A 21,901-nucleotide genomic window follows, 5' to 3' on the forward strand; every position below is an offset into this window, starting at 1 on the left:
CGACCGCACACATGAGTGATTCAGAACAGTTTGACCTCCAGCGCCGCCGCGTCCTGCTGGGCATGGCCGCCACCGGCGCAGCGATTGCCGGCAGCAGCCTGGCCTGCCCGGCCATGGCAGCCGCCGCGGAACAAGTCACCACCGCGCCGCGCAGCGACAAGACTCAGGACCACCACGACTTCTATGGCCAGCACCAGACCGGCATCGTCACCCCTCGTCCGGCCTGCGGCATGCTGGTGGCCTTCGACGTATTGGCCAGCGACCGCCAGGACCTGGAGCGCCTGTTCCGCACCCTGAACGAACGCATCCATTTCCTGATGACCGGCGGGCCGGTGCCCCAGGTCGATCCGAAGTTGCCGCCCACCGATTCCGGGATTCTGGGCCCGGTGGTCACCCCGGATAACCTGACCATCACGGTGTCAGTGGGCGAGTCGCTGTTCGACGAACGCTTCGGCCTCGCCGCCGCCAAGCCCAAGCGCCTGATGCGTATGGTCGGGTTCCCCAACGATGCGCTGGAGCCGGCGCAGTGCCATGGCGATCTGAGCCTGCAGTTCAGCTCGAACACCCCGGACACCAACATCCACGCGCTGCGCGACATCGTGAAAAACCTGCCTGACCTGCTGCTGGTGCGCTGGAAACAGGAAGGCAGCGTGCCGCCCCAGGCCCCTGCCCGCCCCGGCGAACCGGCACAGAGCGCACGTAACTTCCTGGGGTTCCGCGACGGCTCGGCCAACCCGAACTCCAACGACGACAAAGCAATGAACCAGGTGGTGTGGGTACAACCAGGCAGCGACGAACCCAGCTGGGCGGCTCATGGCAGTTATCAGGCGGTGCGTATCATCCGCAACTTCGTCGAGCGCTGGGACCGCACGCCCCTGCAGGAACAGGAAAGCATCATCGGCCGCGTCAAAACCACCGGCGCGCCTATGGACGGCGAAAAAGAAAGCCAGGTGCCCGACTACAGCAAGGACCCCGAAGGCAAGTTGACCAAGCTCGATGCCCACATCCGCCTGGCCAACCCACGCACCCCGCAGACCCAGGCCAACCTGATCCTGCGTCGGCCGTTCAACTACTCCAACGGCGTCAACAAAAACGGTCAGTTGGACATGGGGCTGTTGTTCATCTGCTACCAGGCTGACCTGGAGAAAGGCTTCATCACCGTGCAGACCCGGCTCAACGGCGAGCCCCTGGAGGAATACCTCAAGCCGGTCGGCGGCGGGTACTTCTTTACCTTGCCGGGAGTCACGGGCCCCCAGGATTTCATCGGGCGCACGCTGCTCGCTGCCACGCACCCTCAAACCACTGCCAACACCTAAAATAAACCCGAGCGGAAACGTCCCATGAAAAAGTCGACTATCGCGTTGTCGTTGTTAATGACCCTTTCACCGCTGGCAGCCTTTGCCGCTACCGCGCCGCTGGACCTGGTGGGCCCGGTGTCGGACTACAAGATCTACGTCACCGAAGAAATCGGTGAGCTGGTGACCCAGACCCAAGCCTTCACGGCGGCAATCAACAAGGGCGACCTGGCCACCGCCAGGAAACTTTACGCGCCGACCCGCGTGCACTACGAGTCCATCGAGCCGATCGCCGAGCTGTTCAGCGACCTCGACGCCTCCATCGACTCGCGCGTCGACGACCACGAAAAAGGCGTGACCGCCGAAGATTTCACCGGTTTCCACCGCATCGAATACGCGCTTTTTTCGCAGAACTCGACCCAAGGCCTGGAGGCACTGACCGCCAAGCTCAACACCGACGTCAACGACCTCAAGACCCGCGTCGACGGCCTGACCTTCCCGCCGGAAAAAGTCGTAGGCGGTGCTGCAGCGCTGCTCGAAGAAGTTGCTGCCACCAAGATCTCCGGCGAAGAAGATCGCTACAGCCACACCGACCTGTATGACTTCCAGGGCAACATTGACGGTGCGAAGAAAATCGTCGACCTGTTCCGCAGCCAGATCGAAAAACAGGACAAGGCGTTCCTGGCCAAGGTCGACAAAAACTTTGCCAGCGTCGATAAGATCCTGGCCAAGTACAAGACCCCCAATGGCGGTTTCCAGACCTACGACAAGGTCAAGGAAAACGACCGAAAAGCGCTGGTGGGGCCGGTCAACACCCTGGCCGAAGACCTGTCCATGCTGCGGGGCAAGCTGGGCTTGAACTGACAGCCTCACTCGGCAGCGTTCGGTCCAGGAACCTGGCTAGGAACAGCGCCAGTGGCCACCAACAGATAGCAGCACATTTTCTGCTCCACTGCTATCAGGTGGGGCATCGCCTTCCCCAAGGCGGTACTGGTTGTAGCCAGCGCGGTCGGCAGTTTCGCCAGCCCTCTGGATGCGGCAGTGAGCAGGCGCGGATAGCCATCCAGCGGATTGAACACCGCGTTGAAAAACCCCGTCGATTGCTTGGAAAAATCAAACGCGGCATCGCTGAATCGCACCTTCGGCTCGGTCCAGGACCAGGCCACCTTCGGCGTCATCGGTGCAACGCGCGCGCCCAGCCTGCCCAGGGTGGGGCGCGCCGTATTTTTCGCCAGCACCCGCGCCGAGCGTATCAGCGCGCGTGCCTGGCCACCGGCGCCAATCGCCACGCCTGCCACGTCCAATGCCAGGCTCTGCATGCCTTTGGCAAAATTACCGTCGCTGAACTCTTGGTACGCGCCCACGAACGGTACCAGGGATACCAGCAGGTTGACGTCCCGCGCGTGGGCCTGGCGATTTTTTTCCAGGCTTAGTTGGCCTTTGGCGCGCGTGAGCATATCGTCGGCGGTTTCATAGAAGTTGTGCTCAGCGATCTCACAGGCAATGAACTCAACCCGCTCGGACTGGTAACTGTCGGGGACGAAGGTGGGCGGCGTCACATCGTCCGGCAGCGCAGCTGCGGGCAGCCGCCTTCCGAGTCGATCAATAATGATGTCGGCGGAGGTGGTCTGCGGGTCCAGCGCGGCGCCACTGGCATACGCGTTGAAATCCAGCGGCACCTCATGCCCGCGACGGATGTAGTTCTGGGCCTGCAATTTATATTGCGCGATATGGCTTTTATCCAGAATCACGCGGTCCAGGGCCAAGGTTACTTGCGGGTCGTCATGCTTGACGATGCTGCCGCTGTACAACACCTCGTAGTACGTCACCGCTGCGTCATGCAGCACACGCATCAGTGCGCCCTGATGTCCAGTGACGGCCGCCCGGTCTTCGCGCTCTTCATTTACCTGCGGTTTTCCGGTTTTTTTGCGCAACGTGAACAGGTCCACTTCGCCCAGCTCCAGCCGCTGGCGGTCGGCCAGCGGCAGCCCGGCGAACATCAGTTTGAGCTTGGTGACAAAGCCACGCTGCTGAAAGTTGTGATAGGTGTCGATGTCTTTTTTCAGCATGTCATCCATTACCGGCAAGCGCCGGATCAGGCTGTCAAGCCTCTCGCGCGCCGCAACGGGAAGCGTAGCCTCGTTCTGGAATTGAAAGGGTGTAGTGGAAGGCTTGCGCATCTCTTGCGTGGGGATATCGCGCGTCAGGATCCACTTGCCAGGCACCAGGTCACCGGTCATATAGGCCTCGATCAGCGAGCGTGTGCGCGGTTCGGACAGACGCATGTTTCTGCGCTCGCCGGCATCGGCAATAAAGACCGTCATCGCCTCCAACTGACTGGTGCTGGTGTCGGGGAAGACCTTCAGCAGTTCCCGCACGGCGAGCGCCCGACGCGTCGGCAACGGTGTACTGGCGATCCTGAACGAGCGTGCCGCGTGCCGACGTTGCCGACCGAACAGCTCCGACGCCTTTTTAATCTCCTGCTCCGAGTGTTCGCCCTGGGGCCTTTCGGGGATCACCCCATTGAGTACCGCCCAGTCCAGCAGCACGCTGAGGCCCCGCCCCTGCATCAGCGTGCGTTGCTCATCGGACAGCGGTGTGAGCGTTGTCAGCGCGCTGACCTGCTGTTCATCCATCGCCCTGGATGTGCCCGGCGCCACCGCTTCGGCCATGGCGCAACCCAAGCGCAATTCCATCCAGGCAGGTGTGCCGATTCTGATCGCGTCAGGCACCTCACGCACCAGGAATTCGGGGGCGCTACGCGCCAGCCCCACGTGAGCCACCAGCACCGCAACCTTGGGATCAAGATGTTTGATGTCGCGCAGGTACGCTTCCAGATCGCTGCGCACTTCATTCAGGGTGCGCCCGGCGTTGGCGGGCTGGTAGAGCGCGTAACCGGCGACTGTGCCAGCAGGCCCCTGCAGCGCGGCCGCCAGTTGCGCGCCGAACGCCATGGCGTCAGGACTTTTAGCGAGGTTGTCCAGATGGAGCTCGGTGTTGTGACGCAGCGTCTCGGGCGTGTGCGTGGCCAGCGTCGTGAGAGGTTGGCCTGCGAGCTCGCCGGGCGCGCCTGGGATCAGGGCCGCGTAGTCTCCCAGGGCCGGCGCCGGCGGCAATGCCGTGCGCAACCATTGAATGGCATGGCGCGTCTGCGCGACTGTGCCTGGAGTGCCGAGCCCCTTGAGTTGCAACAATTGGGCGACGTTGTGTCTCGGATGCTCCCCTATGCCTTGGGCTGACGCCGGCGATACCTGGATCGCCAGCGTTGACCAGTCGCAGCGGCTGTTCTCCGACAAGCCCTGCACCTGTTGCTCCAGCAGGGTTGCCAGGTAGGCGCGTTCATCCAGGTCACTGACCAGCTGTTTGACCGCCAGGACCGCTGCGGGCACGTGCGGCGATAACGTCAGGCCGTCCTTGAGCACGCGTGCCGTGAGCGCCTGCGCATTCTCGGCGGGATTGAGCCCGTAGGCCTGTAAAACCACGTGCAGCGGTACGCGCAGTTCACCGGACGCGAGATGGGGCAGGCCCTGGTCTGCCGGGTCGAGAAGATCACGCATCGCCCGCAGATGGCGGGAGGCCTGCCACCAACCGCTGTCGTCGGTGGTGCTGAACGTTGCCCGCGTGCGTGCGCCCTCATGGGTGGTAAAGCCCTCAACGCCATGCCTGCGCAACGTCAGCGTCTCGGTTGGCAGCCCTTTGTTCAAGAACCATTGCTGAGTCTGCGGCTGGTCGAGCAACCGGCGATAGATCGTCAACAGGCCCGCCACGCTGCTGCTTTCGGGAATGGTCAGGCTGGTCTGGCCGCTGCTCAGGGCCGTCGCCAGCCGCGCCGCCAGGTCGGCATCACCGGCGCGGGTATCGGTGTGTTCGCCTGACGATACCGGCAGGGTCCAGGCAGGCCCGGGAATCGCCGGCGGTTCGGCGGCGGTCGAGCGCCGCGAACGAAAATGTACGGGTGCCGTCGGCACCGGCACAGGTGAAGCGGGAATAAAAGGAATGTCTGTCAGGCGGGAGTGGTTGGATATCGGTAGCACGCAGTCGTCCTCTTTCTGGCTGATTCCATGAAGGGAAAAGCCGTGCCTCCTTGAACGGTCGGGAGGCACTGTAGAGAGACGACAGACAGAGCGACTGTAAGGCGGGTCTTAAACACCCGCTGATTTCGACAGCGAAGCAGCCGGGATTTAGAGAATCCGGTACAGCAACCGCTCGATCCGCACCCGGCTGACTCGGCGCAGAAATTTGCCGACCGCCTCGGGGTAGTCCGGCAGTGTCTGCAACTGCTGGTAACCCTCGATCCGCGTGGTGTGCTCGAAGATCTGCGCCAGCTCGGACGCACGCGGCGCCAGCCACTGGCCTTGAGGATCGTCGATCAGCAACGCGTTCTCCAGGTCGAGGCGGAATGCGCGGGGGTTGAGGTTGTTGCCGGTGAGCAAGGTGTAGCGCTCATCGACCCACATGCCCTTGAGGTGGTAAGTGTTGTCGCCATCGCGCCACAAGTGCAGGTTCAGTTGGCCGCTGTCGATCATCGGCTGATGACGCTTGGCGAAGCGGCGCAGGCTGATTTCGTACAGATAAGGCAACGCAGCGATCACCTTGAACGGCTCGCTGGGCGGGATGTAGAAGTCGTTGGCGGTCTTGTCGCCGACAATGATGTCGATCTTCACGCCACGGGCCAGGGCGCGGTTGATTTCGCGGGTCACCGGCAGCGGCAGATTGAAATAGGGCGTGCAGATGGTCAGTTGCCGTTGGGCGCCGGCGATCAGTTCCAGGATCACCCGGCTCAACGGGTTGTTCTTGCCCACGCCCAGCAGCGGGCTGACCGACAACTGCCCATTGGATAGCTGCCCCGCCGTGGTGTCATAGGCTGCGTGTTTGAGGCGACTGCGCAGGTCGCCGATGTCGTTGCGCAGGCTGCGGGTCGTCGGCGGGTTCGGCAGGTCGAGGCGATGCACCGCCTTGGACGCCACCAGCCCGTGTTCCACCAGGTGCTGCATGGAGTCGGCCAGCGGCTTGCTGTGGATCAGGTGGTAACGGTCAAACCGGTACTTATCGAATTTGTGCAGGTAGACGTTGTTCAGGCTGGCACCGCTGTACAGCACCGTGTCATCGATCACAAAGCCCTTGAGGTGCAGCACGCCGAATAGCTCACGGGTTTGCACCGGCACGCCATATACCGGCACTTCACTGCCGTGGGCCTGCGTCATGGCCTGGTACCAGGCACTGTTGCCCGGCTGCTTGCCGGCGCCGATCAACCCGCGCTGGGCGCGCAGCCAATCGACCACCACCACGACCTCCAGCTCCGGCCGTGCGGCTTTGGCGGCATGCAAGGCGTCGTAGATCTCCTGCCCCGCTTCGTCGTGCTGCAAGTACAACGCAACGATGTAAATACGCCGCGTCGCCTGGGCAATGTTCTCCAGCAGGCATCGGCGAAATTCGGCAGCGCCGGACAGCACGTCAATCGCGTCGGGCGTGAGTGGGAAACCGCGCAGTTTGGGCAACAGGGAGCGTTTGAAGAACGACGGCATAAGGCTCGCAAAGGGTCGAATCCGAAGAGGCCCCGAGCTTACACCATGACGATGCTCAGGTCTCGCTGTCCCAGATGGAAAAAACAATTGACCAAGAAGAACGATCGTTCTACTGTTCGCGGCATGAATGAAATCAATAGCAGTGAAACCCGCGACATTATTCTCGACGTCACCGAGAAGTTGATCTATCGCCACGGCATCGCCGCCACCGGTATGGATTTCCTGGTGAAAACCGCCGGTGTCTCGCGAAAAAGTATCTATCGCTACTTTGCCAACAAGGACGAACTGGTGATGGCCGCGCTGCAACGCCGCGACGCGCGGTGGCTGCAGTGGCTGCGCACGGAAGTGGAACGCCGGCCCGACAGTGGCGAGCGCCTGCTCGCCGTGTTCAGCGCGCTCAAGGCCTGGTTCGGCTCGGCCGACTTTCGCGGCTGCGCCTTTATTAATACCAGCGGCGAAACCGGCGACCCGCAAAACCCGGTCCGCCTGCTGGCCAAGGCCCACAAACAGAAACTGTTCGAGTACTTGCTTGAACTGTGTAAAGCACATGGCACCCCCGACCCCGAGCGGCAGGCCGCGCACCTGCTGATCCTGATCGATGGCGCCATTACCGTTGCCCTGGTGATGGGCGATTCAACAGCGGCCGATAATGCGCAATGCATGGCGCGAACGTTATTGGGACTGTGAACCCGCAGGCTGAGCAACTTTCGTTAAAACTAATGTAGAAGGAGTCGCAGCATGTCATCCATTGAACAACCGCGTCCGCCCCTGCCGCCGTTTACCCGCGAGTCGGCGATCGAAAAAGTGCGCCTGGCCGAAGACGGCTGGAACTCACGGGATCCGCAGCGCGTATCCCTGGCCTACACCCTCGATACCCAGTGGCGCAACCGCGCCGAATTTGCCCACAACCGCGAAGAAGCCAAGGGCTTTCTGACGCGCAAATGGGCCAAGGAACTGGAGTATCGCCTGATCAAGGAATTGTGGGCGTTTACCGATAATCGCATCGCCGTGCGTTATGCCTATGAATGGCATGACGACTCCGGCAACTGGTTCCGCTCCTACGGCAACGAGAACTGGGAGTTCGACGAGCACGGCCTGATGGCCAATCGATTTGCGTGCATCAACGACATGCCGATCAAGGAAAGTGACCGCAAGTTCCACTGGCCGCTGGGCCGTCGGCCGGACGATCATCCGGGCTTGTCGGCGCTGGGCCTGTAAGCCCGCCCCGCGCAAACAGGTGGGAGTGGGCCTGGCCCGCTCCCACGTGTGGGTGGCTCATCCTTGTCAGTCCTGATTCAAACCCACCCGGTACAACACGCCGTCATCCTCATCGGTCAGTACATACAGGTAGCCATCCGGCCCTTGTCGCACATCACGGATTCGCGCCTTCAGGCCGCCGAGCAGGCGCTCCTCGTGTACCACCTTATCGCCCTCGAACTGCAAGCGAATCAACGCCTGGCTCGCCAGGGCGCCGATAAATACGTTGTGTTGCCAAGGCTTGAAGCGATCAGCGTCATAAAACGCCATGCCGCTGATACCCGGTGATTGTTCCCACACATGGTGCGGCGCCACTGTGCCCTCCACGGTCTTGCCCTTGGCCTCAGGAATCGGCGTCAGCGAATAGTTGATACCGTGGGTCGCCAGCGGCCAGCCATAGTTCTTGCCGCGCTCGATGATATTGATTTCATCGCCGCCCCGTGGACCATGTTCGTTTTCCCACAACGTACCGCTCCATGGGTTCAATGCCAGACCTTGCGGGTTGCGCTGACCATAGGACCAGATCTCGGGGCGTACGCCTTCCTGACCCACGAAGGGATTGTCATCCGGCACGCGTCCGTCGGGGTAGATACGCACGATTTTGCCCTGCAGTTTGTCCAGGTCCTGGGCGGTAGGCCTGTCATTATTCTCGCCGAGGGTCACGAACAGGTAACCGTCACGATCGAACGCCAGGCGCGAGCCGAAATGATTGCCGGTGGAAAGCTTGGGCTCCTGGCGCAGGATCACGGTGAAATCGGTCAGGCCACTGAGATCGGCCGCCAGGCGCCCGCGCCCCACTGCGGTGCCCGCCTTGCCGCCCTTGCCGCCGCCCTCGGCGTAAGACAGATACACCAGGCGGTCGTGTTTGAAGTCCGGTGACAACACCACATCCAACAACCCGCCCTGCCCTTTGGCCCACACTTGCGGCACGCCGCTCAAGGGCGCCGACAGCTTGCCATCGGCACTAACGACGCGCAGGTGGCCTGGGCGCTCGGTGACCAGAAAGCCTTGGCTGTCGGGCAGGAACGCCACTGCCCACGGATGATCCAGGCCTCTGGCGATCGGCGTGGCGGTGATGCTGCCTTGCTCGCTGGGGAACTGTTGCGGATCGGCGGCCTGCACCGCCGCCAACGGCATCAGGGATGTGGCGCACAACGCGGCCAGCAGGGTTTTGCGTAGCAACATAAGACGAGTCCTTACCGGCGATTGCCGTTGGCATCATAAGTGGGGGCTTTGGGTTCGGTGGCCGGGCGAGTGGGCGCGGCCTGGCGCTGGGGGTAGCGGTTGCCGATGCCGCCGTTTTCCAGGGTCGGTGTGCGTTGCGTCGGCACGGTCTGGATACCGCGGGTAACCGGCGCATTGGGCTGGGTGCCCTGCATGCTGTTGGGGTTGGCACGGTGAATCGGCCCGGTGTTGGCATCGCTGCGGCCAGGCAGGTTTTGGGCGTGGGCCAATGGCATCAGCGCCAGGCCCAAAACCAGCGTTGCAACGTGACGCATGCACCTGTTCATGAGCAAACCTCTTTGAGACGAGTCGTTCGTGCTTTCGATAGCACGCTACGCCCTGGGTTCGCCTTTGGTAATTAAATTGTTTCCGCAGAGGTGTAACACGATCTGTCCGCATATCCGCCCGGCGAAACTTTTCGCGCCGCCATCGAGTCACCCGAACACAGTTTCTTCTCAAGGAATCGCACACATGCCAAGGGCAATCTGGAAAGGCGCCATCAGTTTCGGCCTGGTTCATATCCCCGTCTCACTGGTCTCGGCTACCTCCCACCAAGGCGTCGACTTCGACTGGCTGGACAAGCGCAGCATGGACCCGGTGGGTTACAAGCGCATCAACAAGACCACCGGCAAAGAAGTGACCAAGGAGAACATCGTCAAGGGCGTGGCTTACGAAAAGGGTCGTTACGTGGTGCTCAGCGAGGATGAAATCCGCTCGGCCCACCCCAAGTCGACGCAGACCATCGAGATCATCGCATTTGTCGCCAGTGACCAGATCCCCTTGCAGAACATCGACACACCGTACTTTCTGGCCCCCGACAAACGCGGCGGCAAGGTGTACGCACTGTTGCGCGAAACCCTGAAAAAAACCGGCAAGGTGGCCCTGGCCAATGTGGTGCTGCACACCAAGCAGCACTTGGCGGCGCTGATGCCCCTGGAGTCGGCGCTGGTGCTGGTACTGCTGCGCTGGCCCGCCGAAGTGCGCGGGTTGGATGAGCTGGAGTTGGGCAGCGACGTCACCAAGCCCAGCCTGGCCAAAGGTGAACTGGACATGGCCAAACGCTTGGTGGAAGACATGACGGCCGAGTGGCAACCCGAGGAGTACCGCGACAGCTTCCAGGAAAAAATCATGGCGCTGGTGGAGAAGAAAGCCAAGGCCGGCAAGATCGAAGACGTGGAGTCCCAGGAAGGCGAAGAGGAGCGCAAGTCGGCCGATGTGATCGATCTGACCGAACTGCTCAAGCGCAGCCTGGCCGGCAAGCCGTCGGCGAAGAAACCGGCGGCGAAGAAATCCTCGAAAAAAGCCTCTTGAACCTGCCATCGCCAGGAGATCCATATGGCAAAGCCGTTGAGTGAGTACAACCGCAAACGCGACTTCCAGATCACTGCCGAACCGTCGGGCACCGAGTCAGCCGCCAAGAAACGCAAGGCGTCAGCGCTGTCGTTTGTGATCCAGAAACATGACGCCCGCCACCTCCACTATGATTTTCGCCTGGAGCTGGACGGCGTTCTCAAGAGCTGGGCCGTCCCCAAGGGTCCCAGCCTGGATCCGAGCCAGAAGCGCCTGGCGGTGCACGTCGAAGATCATCCTCTGAGCTATGGCGACTTCGAAGGCAGCATCCCCGCCGGCCAGTACGGCGCCGGGGACGTCATCGTGTGGGACCGCGGTGTCTGGCAACCCCACGACGACCCGCAACAGGCGTACGCGGGCGGCAAGCTCAAATTCACCCTGGTCGGGGAAAAACTCAGCGGCGATTGGACGCTGGTGCGTACTCGTCTCAAGGGCAGCGGCGACAAGGAACAATGGTTGCTGATCAAGGAAAAAGACCCCCAGGCGCGCCCGGCCACGGAGTACGACATTGTGCAGGCCGAACCTGACAGCGTACTCAGCACCGCCTCGATCAAACCGCCGGCGAGCGCGAAACCCAAATCCAAATCGCCCGCCAAACCCAAGGCTGGGGCGAAAAAAACGACCGCCACCCATGCCATCCCCGATCAATTCACACCTCAGTTGGCCACCCTGGTTGAGCGCGCGCCCGAAGGCGATTGGCAGTACGAAATCAAGTTCGATGGCTATCGTATCCTGGCGCGTATCCGCGATGGCGAGGTACGCCTGTTTACACGCAACGGGCATGACTGGACCAAACGGTTACCACGCCAGGCCAAGGCGCTTCAGGCGCTCAAGCTCAAGGACAGCTGGCTCGACGGTGAAGTCGTCAGCCTCAACAGCGACGGGCTGCCGGATTTCCAGGCCCTGCAGAACGCCTTTGATATCGGCCGAAGCCTGGACATCATCTATTACCTGTTCGATGCGCCATTCCTGGACGGCCAGGATCAACGCGAGGCCCCGGTAGAACAAAGGCGCGCCGCGCTCAAGGCTGCGCTGGCCGGTAGCCGAAGCAAATTGCTGCGTTTTTCCGACGCCTTCGCCGCCAACCACCGGGATATTTTCGAAAGCGCCTGCGACCTGTCGCTGGAGGGGGTCATCGGCAAACGCCTGGGCAGCCCCTACGTGTCGCGACGCAGCAACGACTGGGTCAAGCTCAAATGCCGTTTGCGCCAGGAGTTTGTGATTGTCGGTTATACCCGGCCCCAAGGTTCGCGCAGCGGCTTCGGTGCGCTGTTGCTGGCGGTCAATGACGATACCGGGCTGGTGTATGCCGGGCGTGTCGGCACCGGCTTCGACCAGGCCGCATTGAAAAACATCTACGCGCAGTTAAAAACACTGGAGCGCGACAGTTCACCGCTGCGCAAGCCTTTGACCAGCGCCCAGGCCCGTGGGGTGCACTGGGTGGAACCGAGCCTCGTCGGTGAAGTGCAGTTTGCCGAATGGACCCGTGAGGGTGTGGTACGCCAGGCAGCGTTTGTTGGAATGCGCACCGACAAACCGGCCGCTCAGATCGTGCACGAAGTGCCGCGCAAGGCCCAGTCTTCGACTGCGCCGAGCGCCGACCACGGGGTGAAGATCAGTCACCCCGACCGCGTGATAGACCCGCAAAGCGGCACGCAGAAACAGCAACTGGCGCAGTTCTACAGCAGCATCAGCCAGTGGCTGATGCCGTTCCTGCATCAGCGCCCGGTGTCACTGCTGCGCGCCCCGGAAGGTATCGAAGGCGAGCAGTTCTTTCAAAAGCATTCCGAGCGCCTGGCGATTCCACATATCAAACAGCTGGACCCGGCGCTGGACCCCGGTCACGCGCGGCTGATGGAAATCGACACGGTTCAGGCCCTGATCGGTGCCGTACAGATGGGCACCATCGAACTGCATACGTGGGGCGCGACGTGGGACAAAATCGAAACCCCGGACCTGTTCGTGCTTGACCTCGACCCGGACCCGGCGTTGCCATGGAAAGCCATGCTGGAAGCGGCTCAACTGACGTTATCGGTGCTGGATGAGCTGGGGCTCGAGGCCTTCGTCAAGACCAGCGGCGGCAAGGGCCTGCACCTGGTGGTGCCGCTGGCGCGACGCGACGGTTGGGATACGGTCAAGGCGTTCGCCAAGGCCGTGGCGCAGTTCATGACCCAGCAATTGCCCGAGCGATTCACTGCCACTTCCGGGCCGAAGAACCGTGTGGGCAAGATATTTATCGATTATCTGCGCAACGCCCGCGGGGCCAGCACCGTGGCGGCCTACTCCGTGCGTGCGCGGCCAGGGCTGCCGGTGTCGGTGCCCGTCAGTCGCCAGGAGCTGAAAAATCTGCGCGGGGCACAGCAATGGACCGTCGCCAATCTGTTGCAACGCCTGCAGGGATTGAAGGCCGATCCATGGCAAGGCTATGCCAACCGACAAAAGATCACCCGCAAGATGTGGGACAAGCTAGGCGCCCGCCCACCGCAGTGAGGGGCGCCGCCGGGCGGGTCAGATCCATATGAAAATCAGCGCGAGCGCGGCGAAGATGGCCCATTTTTCCAGGTAATAACGCGTGCGGTTGCGCTTCTTCAGTTCTTTGCCGCGCAGTCGAATCTTGTACAGCCGCGCAAAGGCGCGGTTCAACCCGCCGGTCTTGTCGCCCGCGTCATTGGGCGAGCCGGCGGCGGACATGACGGTGCGGCTGAACCAGCGGTTGAACGCGGCCGCCCAGCGATACTTCATCGGCCGCTCGATATCGCAGAACAGGATGATGCGATTGTGCGCCGTGGTGTTTTCGGCGTAGTGGATGTAAGTCTCGTCGAACATGACCGGCTCGCCATCGCGCCAATAGTAGGTTTCGCCGTCCACATTGATGTAGCAACCTGGGTCGTTGGGGGTGTCCAGACCCAGGTGATAGCGGTAGGAACCGGCATACGGATCACGATGACGCACCAGCTTGGCGCCCGGCGGCAGCTCGGCGAACATCGCCGCCTTGATCGAGCCGATGCCTTGCACCAGCTCGGTGGTGCGCGGGCACAACTTCATGGCCGAAGGGTGGCTGTCGCCGTACCACTTGAGGTAGAAACGCTTCCAGCCGGACTTGAAGAACGAGTTGAAACCCACGTCATCGTGCTGCTCGGAGCGCTTGATCTCACCGGCGCGCAGCAGGTTCTGGGCCTCCTCGCGGATTTCCCGCCAGTGTTCCTGCAAGGGGCTCAGGTCGGGAAAATCGCCGGGCGCGAGATAAGGCCGACTGGGTAATTTGGAGAACAGATAAAGAAAACAGTTGATTGGCGCCAGGAAGGTCGAGTGATCGCTGAGCTGGCGACCCAGCTTGTGTCGCACACGGCCACGCAGGTGTACATACGCGATGGAGGCAACGTAAAGAGCAACAATGATGAGTTTCAAGGGATTTCGTCACACGTCAGAAGAGAACAGGCTGCTCCTGCGTGCCCACGACGGCCGAGGATTAAATAGCAGCACCTGAAATCACAATTCACATAGTCGGCACGAGCGGATGGCTGAGCAACCGGTTCGTGACCATTGGCCGTTATTTAGCCACATTTTGTAACCAAAGGTTAACTAAGAATTGTGAAAAGCTGTCAACTGGCGGTGTTGCAAGTGCGGGCTTGCCATAGGACAAGCCCTTGCGGGAGGGGCGTTACAGCGGCAGCTCGTCGTCCTTGCGCTCACGGCGGGCGAACCGGCCGTCATCAACTTGCGCATACGGCACGGCTGACCGATGAGACTGCATGAAGTGGCGAATCAGTGCGATCAGCAAGCCCAGTACCAAGCCGCCGACCAAACTCAACGCAATGACCAGGCCCTTCTTAGGCTTGATCGGAGACAGAGGCTCCTGGGCACGGCGGTCGACGGTCACCAGCTTGAGATTGCTCATGTCGATGTTCAGGTTGCGCAAGCGGGCAACCTCGGCGCGCAGCGGTTCGACGTCCTGCAGAAAGATGTCCTCATTCCCACGCTTGCGCAGCACCTCGACCTCACGGTTTGTCTCCAGCATCTGAAGTTCTTTGCCGATCTCGGCGATGCGGGGGTTGGTGAAGTCATCGCTGGTGCGTTGCTGCAAGGCCACACGCTCTGCCTCAAGGGCTTCGGTGCCAAGGAAATACAGCGGAATCTTCTGGTTGTTGACTTCGGTGCGCATGACCTGGCCGGAACCACTTCGACCGGCATCAGCCATGGAAGAAGGCGTGGTCGGCGTCCGGATACCCATGGACTTGGCGATCGCGATCGCTTCCGCCAGTTCGGCCAGGCGGTTGGTGCGCTCCATTTTCATCTGCAGACGCAAGGCGCTGAGTTCATCCTGCAACTGCGCGCGCTTGAGTCGATCGGCCTCCAGCAGCTTGGCGATCTTGGACTCTTTATCGGTATCGTAATTGGCGCGCGCGGCGTCGATCTTGCCCTTGAGCTCATTGAGACGGTTGTTGACGATCACCTTGAGGTCAGCGCCCACCTGCTCGCGCTCGGCGGCGATGGCATAGTCGACGAAACCATTGAGGATCGCCACGCCGTCGATATCCGCCGGGTACTGAAGCTCCAGACGGATATAGGTGCTCAGCGAATCGGACTTTTTCGGGTCCGGCAGGATCAGGTTGACTGAGTTACGGTTGAAGTCTTCGAAACTCTGCTCAAGGCTCTGGCCCGGTTTCTGGAACGCGGCAAACAATTGTTCATGGGATTTGAAAAACCCCAGCCGTGCGTCATAGGAATCCAGCTGAGCGCCAACCTTCGACAGCGCATCGGCTGGGGGCAGCTTGTAGACTTCGGAACGGTTCAGTGCGTCCAGTTCGTTGATCGCCGCCGGGCGCAACACACTGCTGACTTCATAGGTCTTCGGCGCCAGGAACGCATAGCCCGCTGCCAGTACGCCCGCAAGAATCGTACAACCTACTACCAGCTTTTTTTGCCGCCAAATCGAGTGAAACAGTTCAAACAGGTCAATTTCGTCTGACGAGGAAGACGTGTTAAGCGGGGAAGTTCGATTCAAAATGCAAGCCACCTTAAAATTGACACTAAAAAGCCATCTCGAAGACTCGGCCAACTCGCCGAAACACAGGGACAACGCCCTGAATCCCGCCGAACGGGCCCACCAATGGCGATCTGACCACTCAGTCCGAGGAAAAATCCCACGCAGTTTGATTTCATTTCTGTTTCAGTTAAGCGAGCCATCTTTCAGAATAAACAGACGACTGCCTTATTGTTGTCACAAGAATAGTCAAAAGATCGTTAAATAGCTGCTACTGCAAGGAAATTTCTTTCGGCGTGGCTTGCGTCGAGAATCATCCTACAGACTCTCACCACTACACTTGCCAGGCATTTATTAAAAAACCCCTGTTGATGACACTCACTGCACCAAAAAGGACTTGATATGCATCCTGATCCAGACCCGGACTTTCTTGCGCTGCAAGGCGCGTGGGAGCAAACCTCCCTTGAGGACAATGGCGTACTCAACCCTGCGGATGCCCACACTGCGCCCGGTGCGATCACGACCATCAGCGGGGATTGCTTCGAAGTGAAAACCCTCGCCGGCGATGTTTTGCTGGCCGGCCGGTTCAGCCTGAACAGCCTCACCCAGCCCAAGAGCATTACCTGGGTTGACGCCATCGGCGACGACGCCGGTAAGGCGTTACCGGCCAGCTACCGCTTGGAGGGCGATGAATTCGTATTTATAGCCGCCGACGAAAACATGCCCCGCCCGACCGTGTTCAAGACCGGCCCAGGCCAGACCATGCGCACCTTCGTACGGCGACACTGACGCGGCAGCCACGAAACTAAAGGCAGGGGCCGCGGGTCATTAACGCAATGCGCGCTCAACCGTTGAACGCCTCCTCCCGCAGACCTTGCCGTGGCCAACCCTTCCGACTTGCGCAATACCCTGAGCCTGGACAGCCTGAATTTCTTTCTGGCGGACGTACGCGACGGCCTGGGCCCGTACCTGGCGATCTACCTGCTGGCGGTGCACAAGTGGGACCCGGCCAGTATTGGCGTAGTCATGACCCTCGCCGGGATCGCCGCCCTGCTCACCCAGGGCCCGGCAGGCGCGCTGATCGATCGCACCCGCAGCAAGCGGGCGGTGATCGCGGTGGCAGCGCTGCTGGTGACCGGCAGTTGCCTGATGCTGCCCTTCGTCAGTTCGTTCAGCCTGGTGGCCCTGACCCAGGCCGCCAGCGCAGTCGCGGCCTCGGTGTTTGCGCCGGCGATCTCGGCGATTTCCCTGGGGATCACGGGGCCGCGCGCATTTACCCGGCGCACGGGGCGCAATGAAACCTTCAATCACGCCGGCAATGCCGTGGCCGCGCTGCTGGCCGGTGGCCTGGCCTACCTGTTCGGGCCCGTGGTGGTGTTCTACCTGATGGCGTTCATGGCGGTGGCCAGCATCGTCGCGGTCAGCTGCGTCTCGGCTACCGCCATCGATCACGAAGTCGCCCGTGGCTTTGATCCGGCCCATCACAGTGACCACGAACAGCCGTCCGGCATCAGCGTGTTGCTGGCGAACCGGCCGCTGCTGCTGTTCGCCGTGTGCTGCGCCCTCTTCCATCTGGCCAATGCGGCGATGCTGCCGCTGGTCAGCCAGAAGCTGTCGCAGATCAACCTGCACATGGCTACACCGTTGACGTCGGCATGCATCGTGGCCGCGCAGTTGGTCATGGTGCCGATGGCCTGGCTGGTGGGCAGCAAAGCCGATGTATGGGGGCGTAAACCGTTATTGCTGATGGGTTTCCTGATCCTGCCGCTGCGCGGTGTGTTGTACACGTTGTCCAACGACCCTTATTGGCTGGTGGCGGTGCAGATGCTCGACGGCGTCGGCGCGGGAATCTTCGGCGCGTTGTTCCCGGTGATCGTCAAGGACCTCACCCAGGGGACCGGGCGCTTTAACGTGAGCCTTGGCGCATTGTCCACGGTATTCGGCCTGGGCGCGGCATTGAGCAACAGCCTGGCGGGCTTCGTCGTACAGCAAGCCGGCTACAACGCCGCGTTCCTGACCCTGGCCGGGGTAGCGGCCGCGGCGTTGGCGCTGCTATGGCTGGCAATGCCCGAGACGCTGGAGAAACCATCTGTAGCGCGCCATACAACTGTCGCCTGACATATGCGACAATGCGCGCCAAATTCCAACACACATCCCCCATTTTCTGCTCAGCGACCGGGTTTCGCGCCTTGATGTCGCTGTTGACGCATGCCTGGCGGCACCCGCTGCCACGCGCGCAACCCATTGATAGGTAAAGTAATTGATCTCCACAGCTAACATCACCATGCAGTTCGGCGCCAAGCCGCTTTTCGAGAACGTCTCGGTCAAGTTCGGCGCCGGCAACCGTTATGGTCTGATCGGTGCCAACGGTTGCGGCAAGTCGACCTTCATGAAAATCCTCGGTGGCGATCTCGATCCGTCCGGTGGCCAGGTCATGCTCGAGCCGAACGTGCGCCTGGGTAAATTGCGCCAGGACCAGTTCGCCTACGAAGAATTCACCGTGCTGGACACCGTGATCATGGGCCACGAGGAGCTGTGGAAGGTCAAGGCCGAACGCGACCGCATCTACTCGCTGCCGGAAATGAGCGAAGAAAACGGCATGGCCGTGGCCGAGCTGGAAACCGAATTCGCCGAGATGGACGGCTACACCGCCGAATCCCGCGCCGGTGAACTGCTGCTGGGCCTGGGTATTCCCTTGGAGCAGCACTTCGGCCCGATGAGCGAAGTGTCCCCTGGCTGGAAGCTGCGCGTGCTGCTGGCCCAGGCATTGTTCTCCGATCCTGAAGTGCTGTTGCTCGACGAACCGACCAACCACCTGGACATCAACACCATCCGCTGGCTGGAAAACATCCTGACCCAGCGCTCCAGCCTGATGATCATCATCTCTCACGACCGTCACTTCCTGAACAGCGTATGCACCCACATGGCTGACCTGGACTACGGCGAGCTGCGCCTGTTCCCGGGCAACTACGACGAATACATGACCGTGGCGACCCAGTCCCGCGAGCAACTGCTGTCGGACAACGCCAAGAAGAAAGCGCAGATCTCCGAACTGCAATCGTTCGTCAGCCGCTTTTCGGCCAACGCCTCGAAAGCCAAGCAGGCCACCTCCCGTGCCAAGGCGATCGACAAGATCCAGCTGGCCGAGGTCAAGCCGTCGAGCCGTGTGAGCCCGTTCATTCGTTTCGAACAGAACAAGAAGCTGCATCGCCAGGCGGTCATCGTCGAGCGCATGGCCAAGGGCTTCGACGGCAAGCCGCTGTTCAAGGACTTCAGCTTCCAGATCGAAGCCGGCGAGCGTGTGGCGATCATCGGCCCGAACGGTATCGGCAAGACGACCCTGCTGCGCACCCTGGTCAATGAACTGACGCCGGACGCGGGCAGCATCAAGTGGACCGACGCCGCAGAGCTGGGCTACTACGCCCAGGACCACGCTCACGACTTCGAAGACGATGTCACGCTGTTCGATTGGATGGGCCAATGGACCCAAGGCGAGCAGATGATCCGTGGCACTCTGGGTCGCATGCTGTTCTCCAACGATGAAATCCAAAAGTCCGTGAAGGTGATCTCCGGTGGCGAGCAAGGCCGCATGCTGTTCGGCAAGCTGATCCTGCAAAAGCCGAACGTGCTGATCATGGACGAACCGACCAACCACTTGGACATGGAATCCATCGAAGCGCTGAACCTGGCGCTGGAGAACTACCCGGGCACGCTGATTTTCGTCAGCCACGACCGTGAGTTCGTATCGTCCCTGGCCACTCGCATCATCGAGTTGAGCGCCAACGGTGTGATCGACTTCAGCGGCACCTATGACGACTACCTGCGCAGCCAGGGTGTGGTGTTTTAAGGGCAGCGATCAGCGGTTAGCGACAAGCGGCAAGATAGAGCCCTGTCCACTGTGACGGGGCTTTTTGCATCTGATTGAGCACTATCATTAATCGTTAGGCTGCTTCCTTTTCCCCCAGGCCCTTGCCATGATGCCCTCACCGCCCGCCAGCGAACGAGTGCCCATGCCCAACGCCGCCCCCTCTTCCCTGTCGATCACCTTGCAGATCGTCTCCATCGTGTTCTACACCTTTATCGCCTTTATCTGCATCGGCCTGCCGATCGCAGTCATCCCGGGCTATGTGCACGAGCAACTGGGTTTCAGCGCAGTGGTCGCCGGGTTGACCATCGGCTCGCAGTACTTGGCGACCTTGCTCAGCCGTCCCATGGCCGGGCGCATGTCGGACAACGTCGGCACCAAGCGCGCGATTGTGATGGGGCTGTCCGGCATTCTGGTCAGTGGCGTGCTGACATTTTTCGCGACGCTGCTGGAAAGCCTGCCCAGCTGGAGCCTGGGCATTCTGATCATCGCACGGCTGTTGCTGGGCGTGGCCCAGGGGCTGATCGGCGTGGGCACCATCAGTTGGTGCATGGGCCAGGTTGGCGTCGAGCATACGGCGCGTTCGATCTCCTGGAACGGCATCGCCTCATATGGCGCCATCGCCATTGGCGCACCGCTGGGCGTGGTGATGGTCGCCGAGTACAGCTACAACAGCTTGGGGTTGGCACTCACGGTGCTGGCGGCGTTGGGCCTGGTGCTGATCCGCAACAAGCCATCGGTGCCGGTGGTACGCGGCGAACGTCTGCCGTTCTGGGCGGTGTTCGGGCGTATCGCCCCGTTCGGCACCAGCTTGTGCCTGGCCTCCATCGGCTACGGCACCCTCACCACCTTTATCACCTTGTACTACCTCAATCGCGGCTGGGTCGGCGCGGCGTATTGCCTGACGGTGTTCGGGGTGTGCTTTATTCTCGCGCGGCTGCTGTTTATCTCAGCCATCAGCCGTTTCGGCGGCTTTCGCGCGGCGATTGCGTGCATGAGCATCGAGACCCTCGGGCTGACCCTGCTGTGGTTGGCGCCCAGCACCGGCGTGGCGCTGATCGGCGCCGGGCTGACCGGGCTGGGCTTGTCGCTGGTGTACCCGGCGCTGGGTGTGGAGGCGATCAAACAAGTGCCCAACAGCAGTCGCGGCGCCGGCTTGAGTGCCTATGCGGTGTTCTTCGACCTGGCCCTGGCGATTGCCGGGCCACTGATGGGCTTTGTCGCGCTGAACCTGAGCTACGGCTGGATCTTCTTCTGCGCGGCGCTGCTGTCGGTGGCGGCGCTGGGCCTGAGCGTGCTGCTCAAGCGACGCGCTTACTGATCCGCGGTCTGCAAGCCCGCACGGCTGGGCTCGCTGAGGGTATGACTGAAAAACCGCCCGGCCTCGGAAATCAGGTCGCGATGAATGCCTTCACGGTCAACCCCGTCGGCATCGGTGCACACCGCCGGCATGGCCGCCAACTGATCGCTGTCGCACGGGGCCATGAAGACGAAGTGCCCGGCCCCGGCCAGCAATTTGAAATCCGGCGGTTCCGGCAGCTTGCGTGCCAGCGCCGCGGCATTCTTGTCCACCGCCACCAGTTTGTCGCCGTCGCCACTGTAGAGCAGCACCGGCACATGCACGTCCGCCAGGGTATGACGACCGAACATCAGGCTCAGGGGCGCCATCAGCATTAATGCGTGGATGCGAGGGTCGGCCTGGGGCTGCAGATCGTCGCGGTCCACCACCAGCTCGCCCTTGGTGGTGCAGGCGTCGCGGTCTTCGGGGCGCTCCTGGCAATAGCGGCGCAGGCGGTCGAAATCCGGCTTGGCCCCGGCCAGGATCAATGCGGTCTCGCCGCCGGCCGAGTAACCGATCACACCGACCTGGTCGACATCCACGAACGGTGACAGCATCGGGTCGCTCAATGTGGCGGTGATCGCTTCGGAAATCTGAATCGGACGCCCATACAGGTTGCTCACGGTGCCCAGGCGGCTGTGATCCTTATAGTTGTCGCCGGGGTGCAAAACCGCCACCACCACAAAGCCTTTGCGTGCCAGGGACGTGGCCAGGTCATGCAGGGCCAGCGGCGTACCGGTATTGCCGTGGGACAGCATCAGCATCGGGAAACGTCCGATGGCGATTTTGGAGTCTTCGGTAGCGGCGACATGGTACGCACCGACCTGGGTACTGTGCTCCAGACCGGTGGAGGGGTAGAACGCGATAGCCTTCATCGGCTGCAGGTCGAGCGGGTCGAGAAAACTCATGCGATGAAAACCCACGCTCCAATGGGGGTGCGGTGCGGGCGCGGCCTGCACTGAAACCAGGCCGCCGAGCAGGGAAAGAACCATAACAGCACAAAGACGCATCATGGGGATGTCCACCTTTGCTGCGTGAGAACCGACATGTCGAATAAAAGTC

Annotated in this window: 17 protein-coding genes; 10 read left to right on the forward strand and 7 right to left on the reverse strand. The window is 61.5% G+C overall.

Annotated elements, in window-relative coordinates:
• The first annotated feature begins 11 nt into the window (after positions 1 to 11).
• Entirely contained in the window at positions 12 to 1,316 is a 1,305-nt protein-coding gene (efeB, locus tag QRN10_RS09485; RefSeq protein ID WP_285428272.1) for an iron uptake transporter deferrochelatase/peroxidase subunit, read from the forward strand.
• 24 nt (positions 1,317 to 1,340) lie between these two features.
• Positions 1,341 to 2,159, forward strand: coding sequence for an iron uptake system protein EfeO (gene efeO / locus QRN10_RS09490; protein ID WP_266249123.1), 819 nt, complete (start codon positions 1,341 to 1,343; stop codon positions 2,157 to 2,159).
• 5 nt (positions 2,160 to 2,164) lie between these two features.
• Here efeO and QRN10_RS09495 read toward each other — a convergent pair whose 3' ends face one another.
• Positions 2,165 to 5,329 (reverse strand): hypothetical protein, encoded by a 3,165-nt coding sequence (locus tag QRN10_RS09495; protein ID WP_285428273.1) that lies wholly within the window; start codon positions 5,327 to 5,329, stop codon positions 2,165 to 2,167.
• Between the two features lie 147 nt (positions 5,330 to 5,476).
• Positions 5,477 to 6,820, reverse strand: coding sequence for a CDP-diacylglycerol--serine O-phosphatidyltransferase (pssA, locus tag QRN10_RS09500; protein WP_285428274.1), 1,344 nt, complete (start codon positions 6,818 to 6,820; stop codon positions 5,477 to 5,479).
• Positions 6,821 to 6,943: 123 nt separating this feature from the next.
• On the opposite strand from pssA, the gene QRN10_RS09505 reads away from it, so the two are divergent.
• On the forward strand, positions 6,944 to 7,507 hold the full coding sequence (locus QRN10_RS09505) for a TetR/AcrR family transcriptional regulator (protein WP_181079778.1): 564 nt from the start codon (positions 6,944 to 6,946) through the stop codon (positions 7,505 to 7,507).
• Between the two features lie 51 nt (positions 7,508 to 7,558).
• Positions 7,559 to 8,038 carry a nuclear transport factor 2 family protein gene (locus tag QRN10_RS09510; protein WP_181079701.1) on the forward strand — a complete coding sequence of 160 codons (480 nt, stop codon included), beginning with the start codon at positions 7,559 to 7,561 and terminating at the stop codon, positions 8,036 to 8,038.
• 66 nt (positions 8,039 to 8,104) lie between these two features.
• On the opposite strand, the gene QRN10_RS09515 is transcribed toward QRN10_RS09510, so the two are convergent.
• Positions 8,105 to 9,262, reverse strand: a complete 1,158-nt coding sequence (locus tag QRN10_RS09515) for a PQQ-dependent sugar dehydrogenase (RefSeq protein ID WP_181079700.1) — start codon at positions 9,260 to 9,262, stop codon at positions 8,105 to 8,107.
• 11 nt (positions 9,263 to 9,273) lie between these two features.
• The gene (locus QRN10_RS09520) at positions 9,274 to 9,588 is read right to left on the reverse strand and encodes a hypothetical protein (RefSeq protein WP_181079699.1); all 315 of its coding nucleotides are present in this window, start codon (positions 9,586 to 9,588) and stop codon (positions 9,274 to 9,276) included.
• Positions 9,589 to 9,772: 184 nt separating this feature from the next.
• Here QRN10_RS09520 and ku point away from each other — a divergent pair, with 184 nt between their 5' ends.
• Together ku and ligD are read left to right on the forward strand one after the other, a co-directional pair.
• On the forward strand, positions 9,773 to 10,612 hold the full coding sequence (ku, locus tag QRN10_RS09525; RefSeq protein WP_181079698.1) for a non-homologous end joining protein Ku: 840 nt from the start codon (positions 9,773 to 9,775) through the stop codon (positions 10,610 to 10,612).
• Positions 10,613 to 10,636: 24 nt separating this feature from the next.
• A complete protein-coding gene (gene ligD / locus QRN10_RS09530; protein WP_285428275.1) occupies positions 10,637 to 13,141 on the forward strand; it encodes a DNA ligase D in 2,505 nt (834 codons plus the stop codon).
• A gap of 18 nt (positions 13,142 to 13,159) precedes the next feature.
• Here ligD and lpxO read toward each other — a convergent pair whose 3' ends face one another.
• Positions 13,160 to 14,059, reverse strand: coding sequence for a lipid A hydroxylase LpxO (gene lpxO / locus QRN10_RS09535; protein WP_181079696.1), 900 nt, complete (start codon positions 14,057 to 14,059; stop codon positions 13,160 to 13,162).
• A gap of 253 nt (positions 14,060 to 14,312) precedes the next feature.
• Complete coding sequence (locus tag QRN10_RS09540; RefSeq protein ID WP_285428276.1) at positions 14,313 to 15,656, reverse strand: Wzz/FepE/Etk N-terminal domain-containing protein; 1,344 nt, start codon at positions 15,654 to 15,656, stop codon at positions 14,313 to 14,315.
• A 381-nt stretch (positions 15,657 to 16,037) separates the two neighbouring features.
• Between QRN10_RS09540 and QRN10_RS09545 the strand changes: the two genes are divergently transcribed.
• The 4 genes from QRN10_RS09545 (at position 16,038) to QRN10_RS09560 (ending at position 20,821) form a co-directional block, all read left to right on the forward strand.
• The gene (locus QRN10_RS09545; RefSeq protein ID WP_285428277.1) at positions 16,038 to 16,424 is read left to right on the forward strand and encodes a TIGR03067 domain-containing protein; all 387 of its coding nucleotides are present in this window, start codon (positions 16,038 to 16,040) and stop codon (positions 16,422 to 16,424) included.
• A gap of 90 nt (positions 16,425 to 16,514) precedes the next feature.
• Positions 16,515 to 17,753, forward strand: coding sequence for an MFS transporter (locus QRN10_RS09550; RefSeq protein WP_181079693.1), 1,239 nt, complete (start codon positions 16,515 to 16,517; stop codon positions 17,751 to 17,753).
• A gap of 142 nt (positions 17,754 to 17,895) precedes the next feature.
• Positions 17,896 to 19,482, forward strand: a complete 1,587-nt coding sequence (locus QRN10_RS09555) for an ABC-F family ATPase (RefSeq protein ID WP_285428278.1) — start codon at positions 17,896 to 17,898, stop codon at positions 19,480 to 19,482.
• A gap of 163 nt (positions 19,483 to 19,645) precedes the next feature.
• On the forward strand, positions 19,646 to 20,821 hold the full coding sequence (locus QRN10_RS09560; protein WP_285428280.1) for an MFS transporter: 1,176 nt from the start codon (positions 19,646 to 19,648) through the stop codon (positions 20,819 to 20,821).
• Here QRN10_RS09560 and QRN10_RS09565 read toward each other — a convergent pair.
• A complete protein-coding gene (locus QRN10_RS09565; protein WP_181079690.1) occupies positions 20,815 to 21,852 on the reverse strand; it encodes an alpha/beta hydrolase family protein in 1,038 nt (345 codons plus the stop codon). The two genes, QRN10_RS09560 and QRN10_RS09565, sit on opposite strands and share 7 nt — an antisense overlap.
• Positions 21,853 to 21,901 lie beyond the last annotated feature (49 nt).

Source organism: Pseudomonas sp. lyk4-R2A-8 (assembly GCF_030209095.1).
Taxonomy (GTDB): domain Bacteria; phylum Pseudomonadota; class Gammaproteobacteria; order Pseudomonadales; family Pseudomonadaceae; genus Aquipseudomonas; species Aquipseudomonas quebecensis.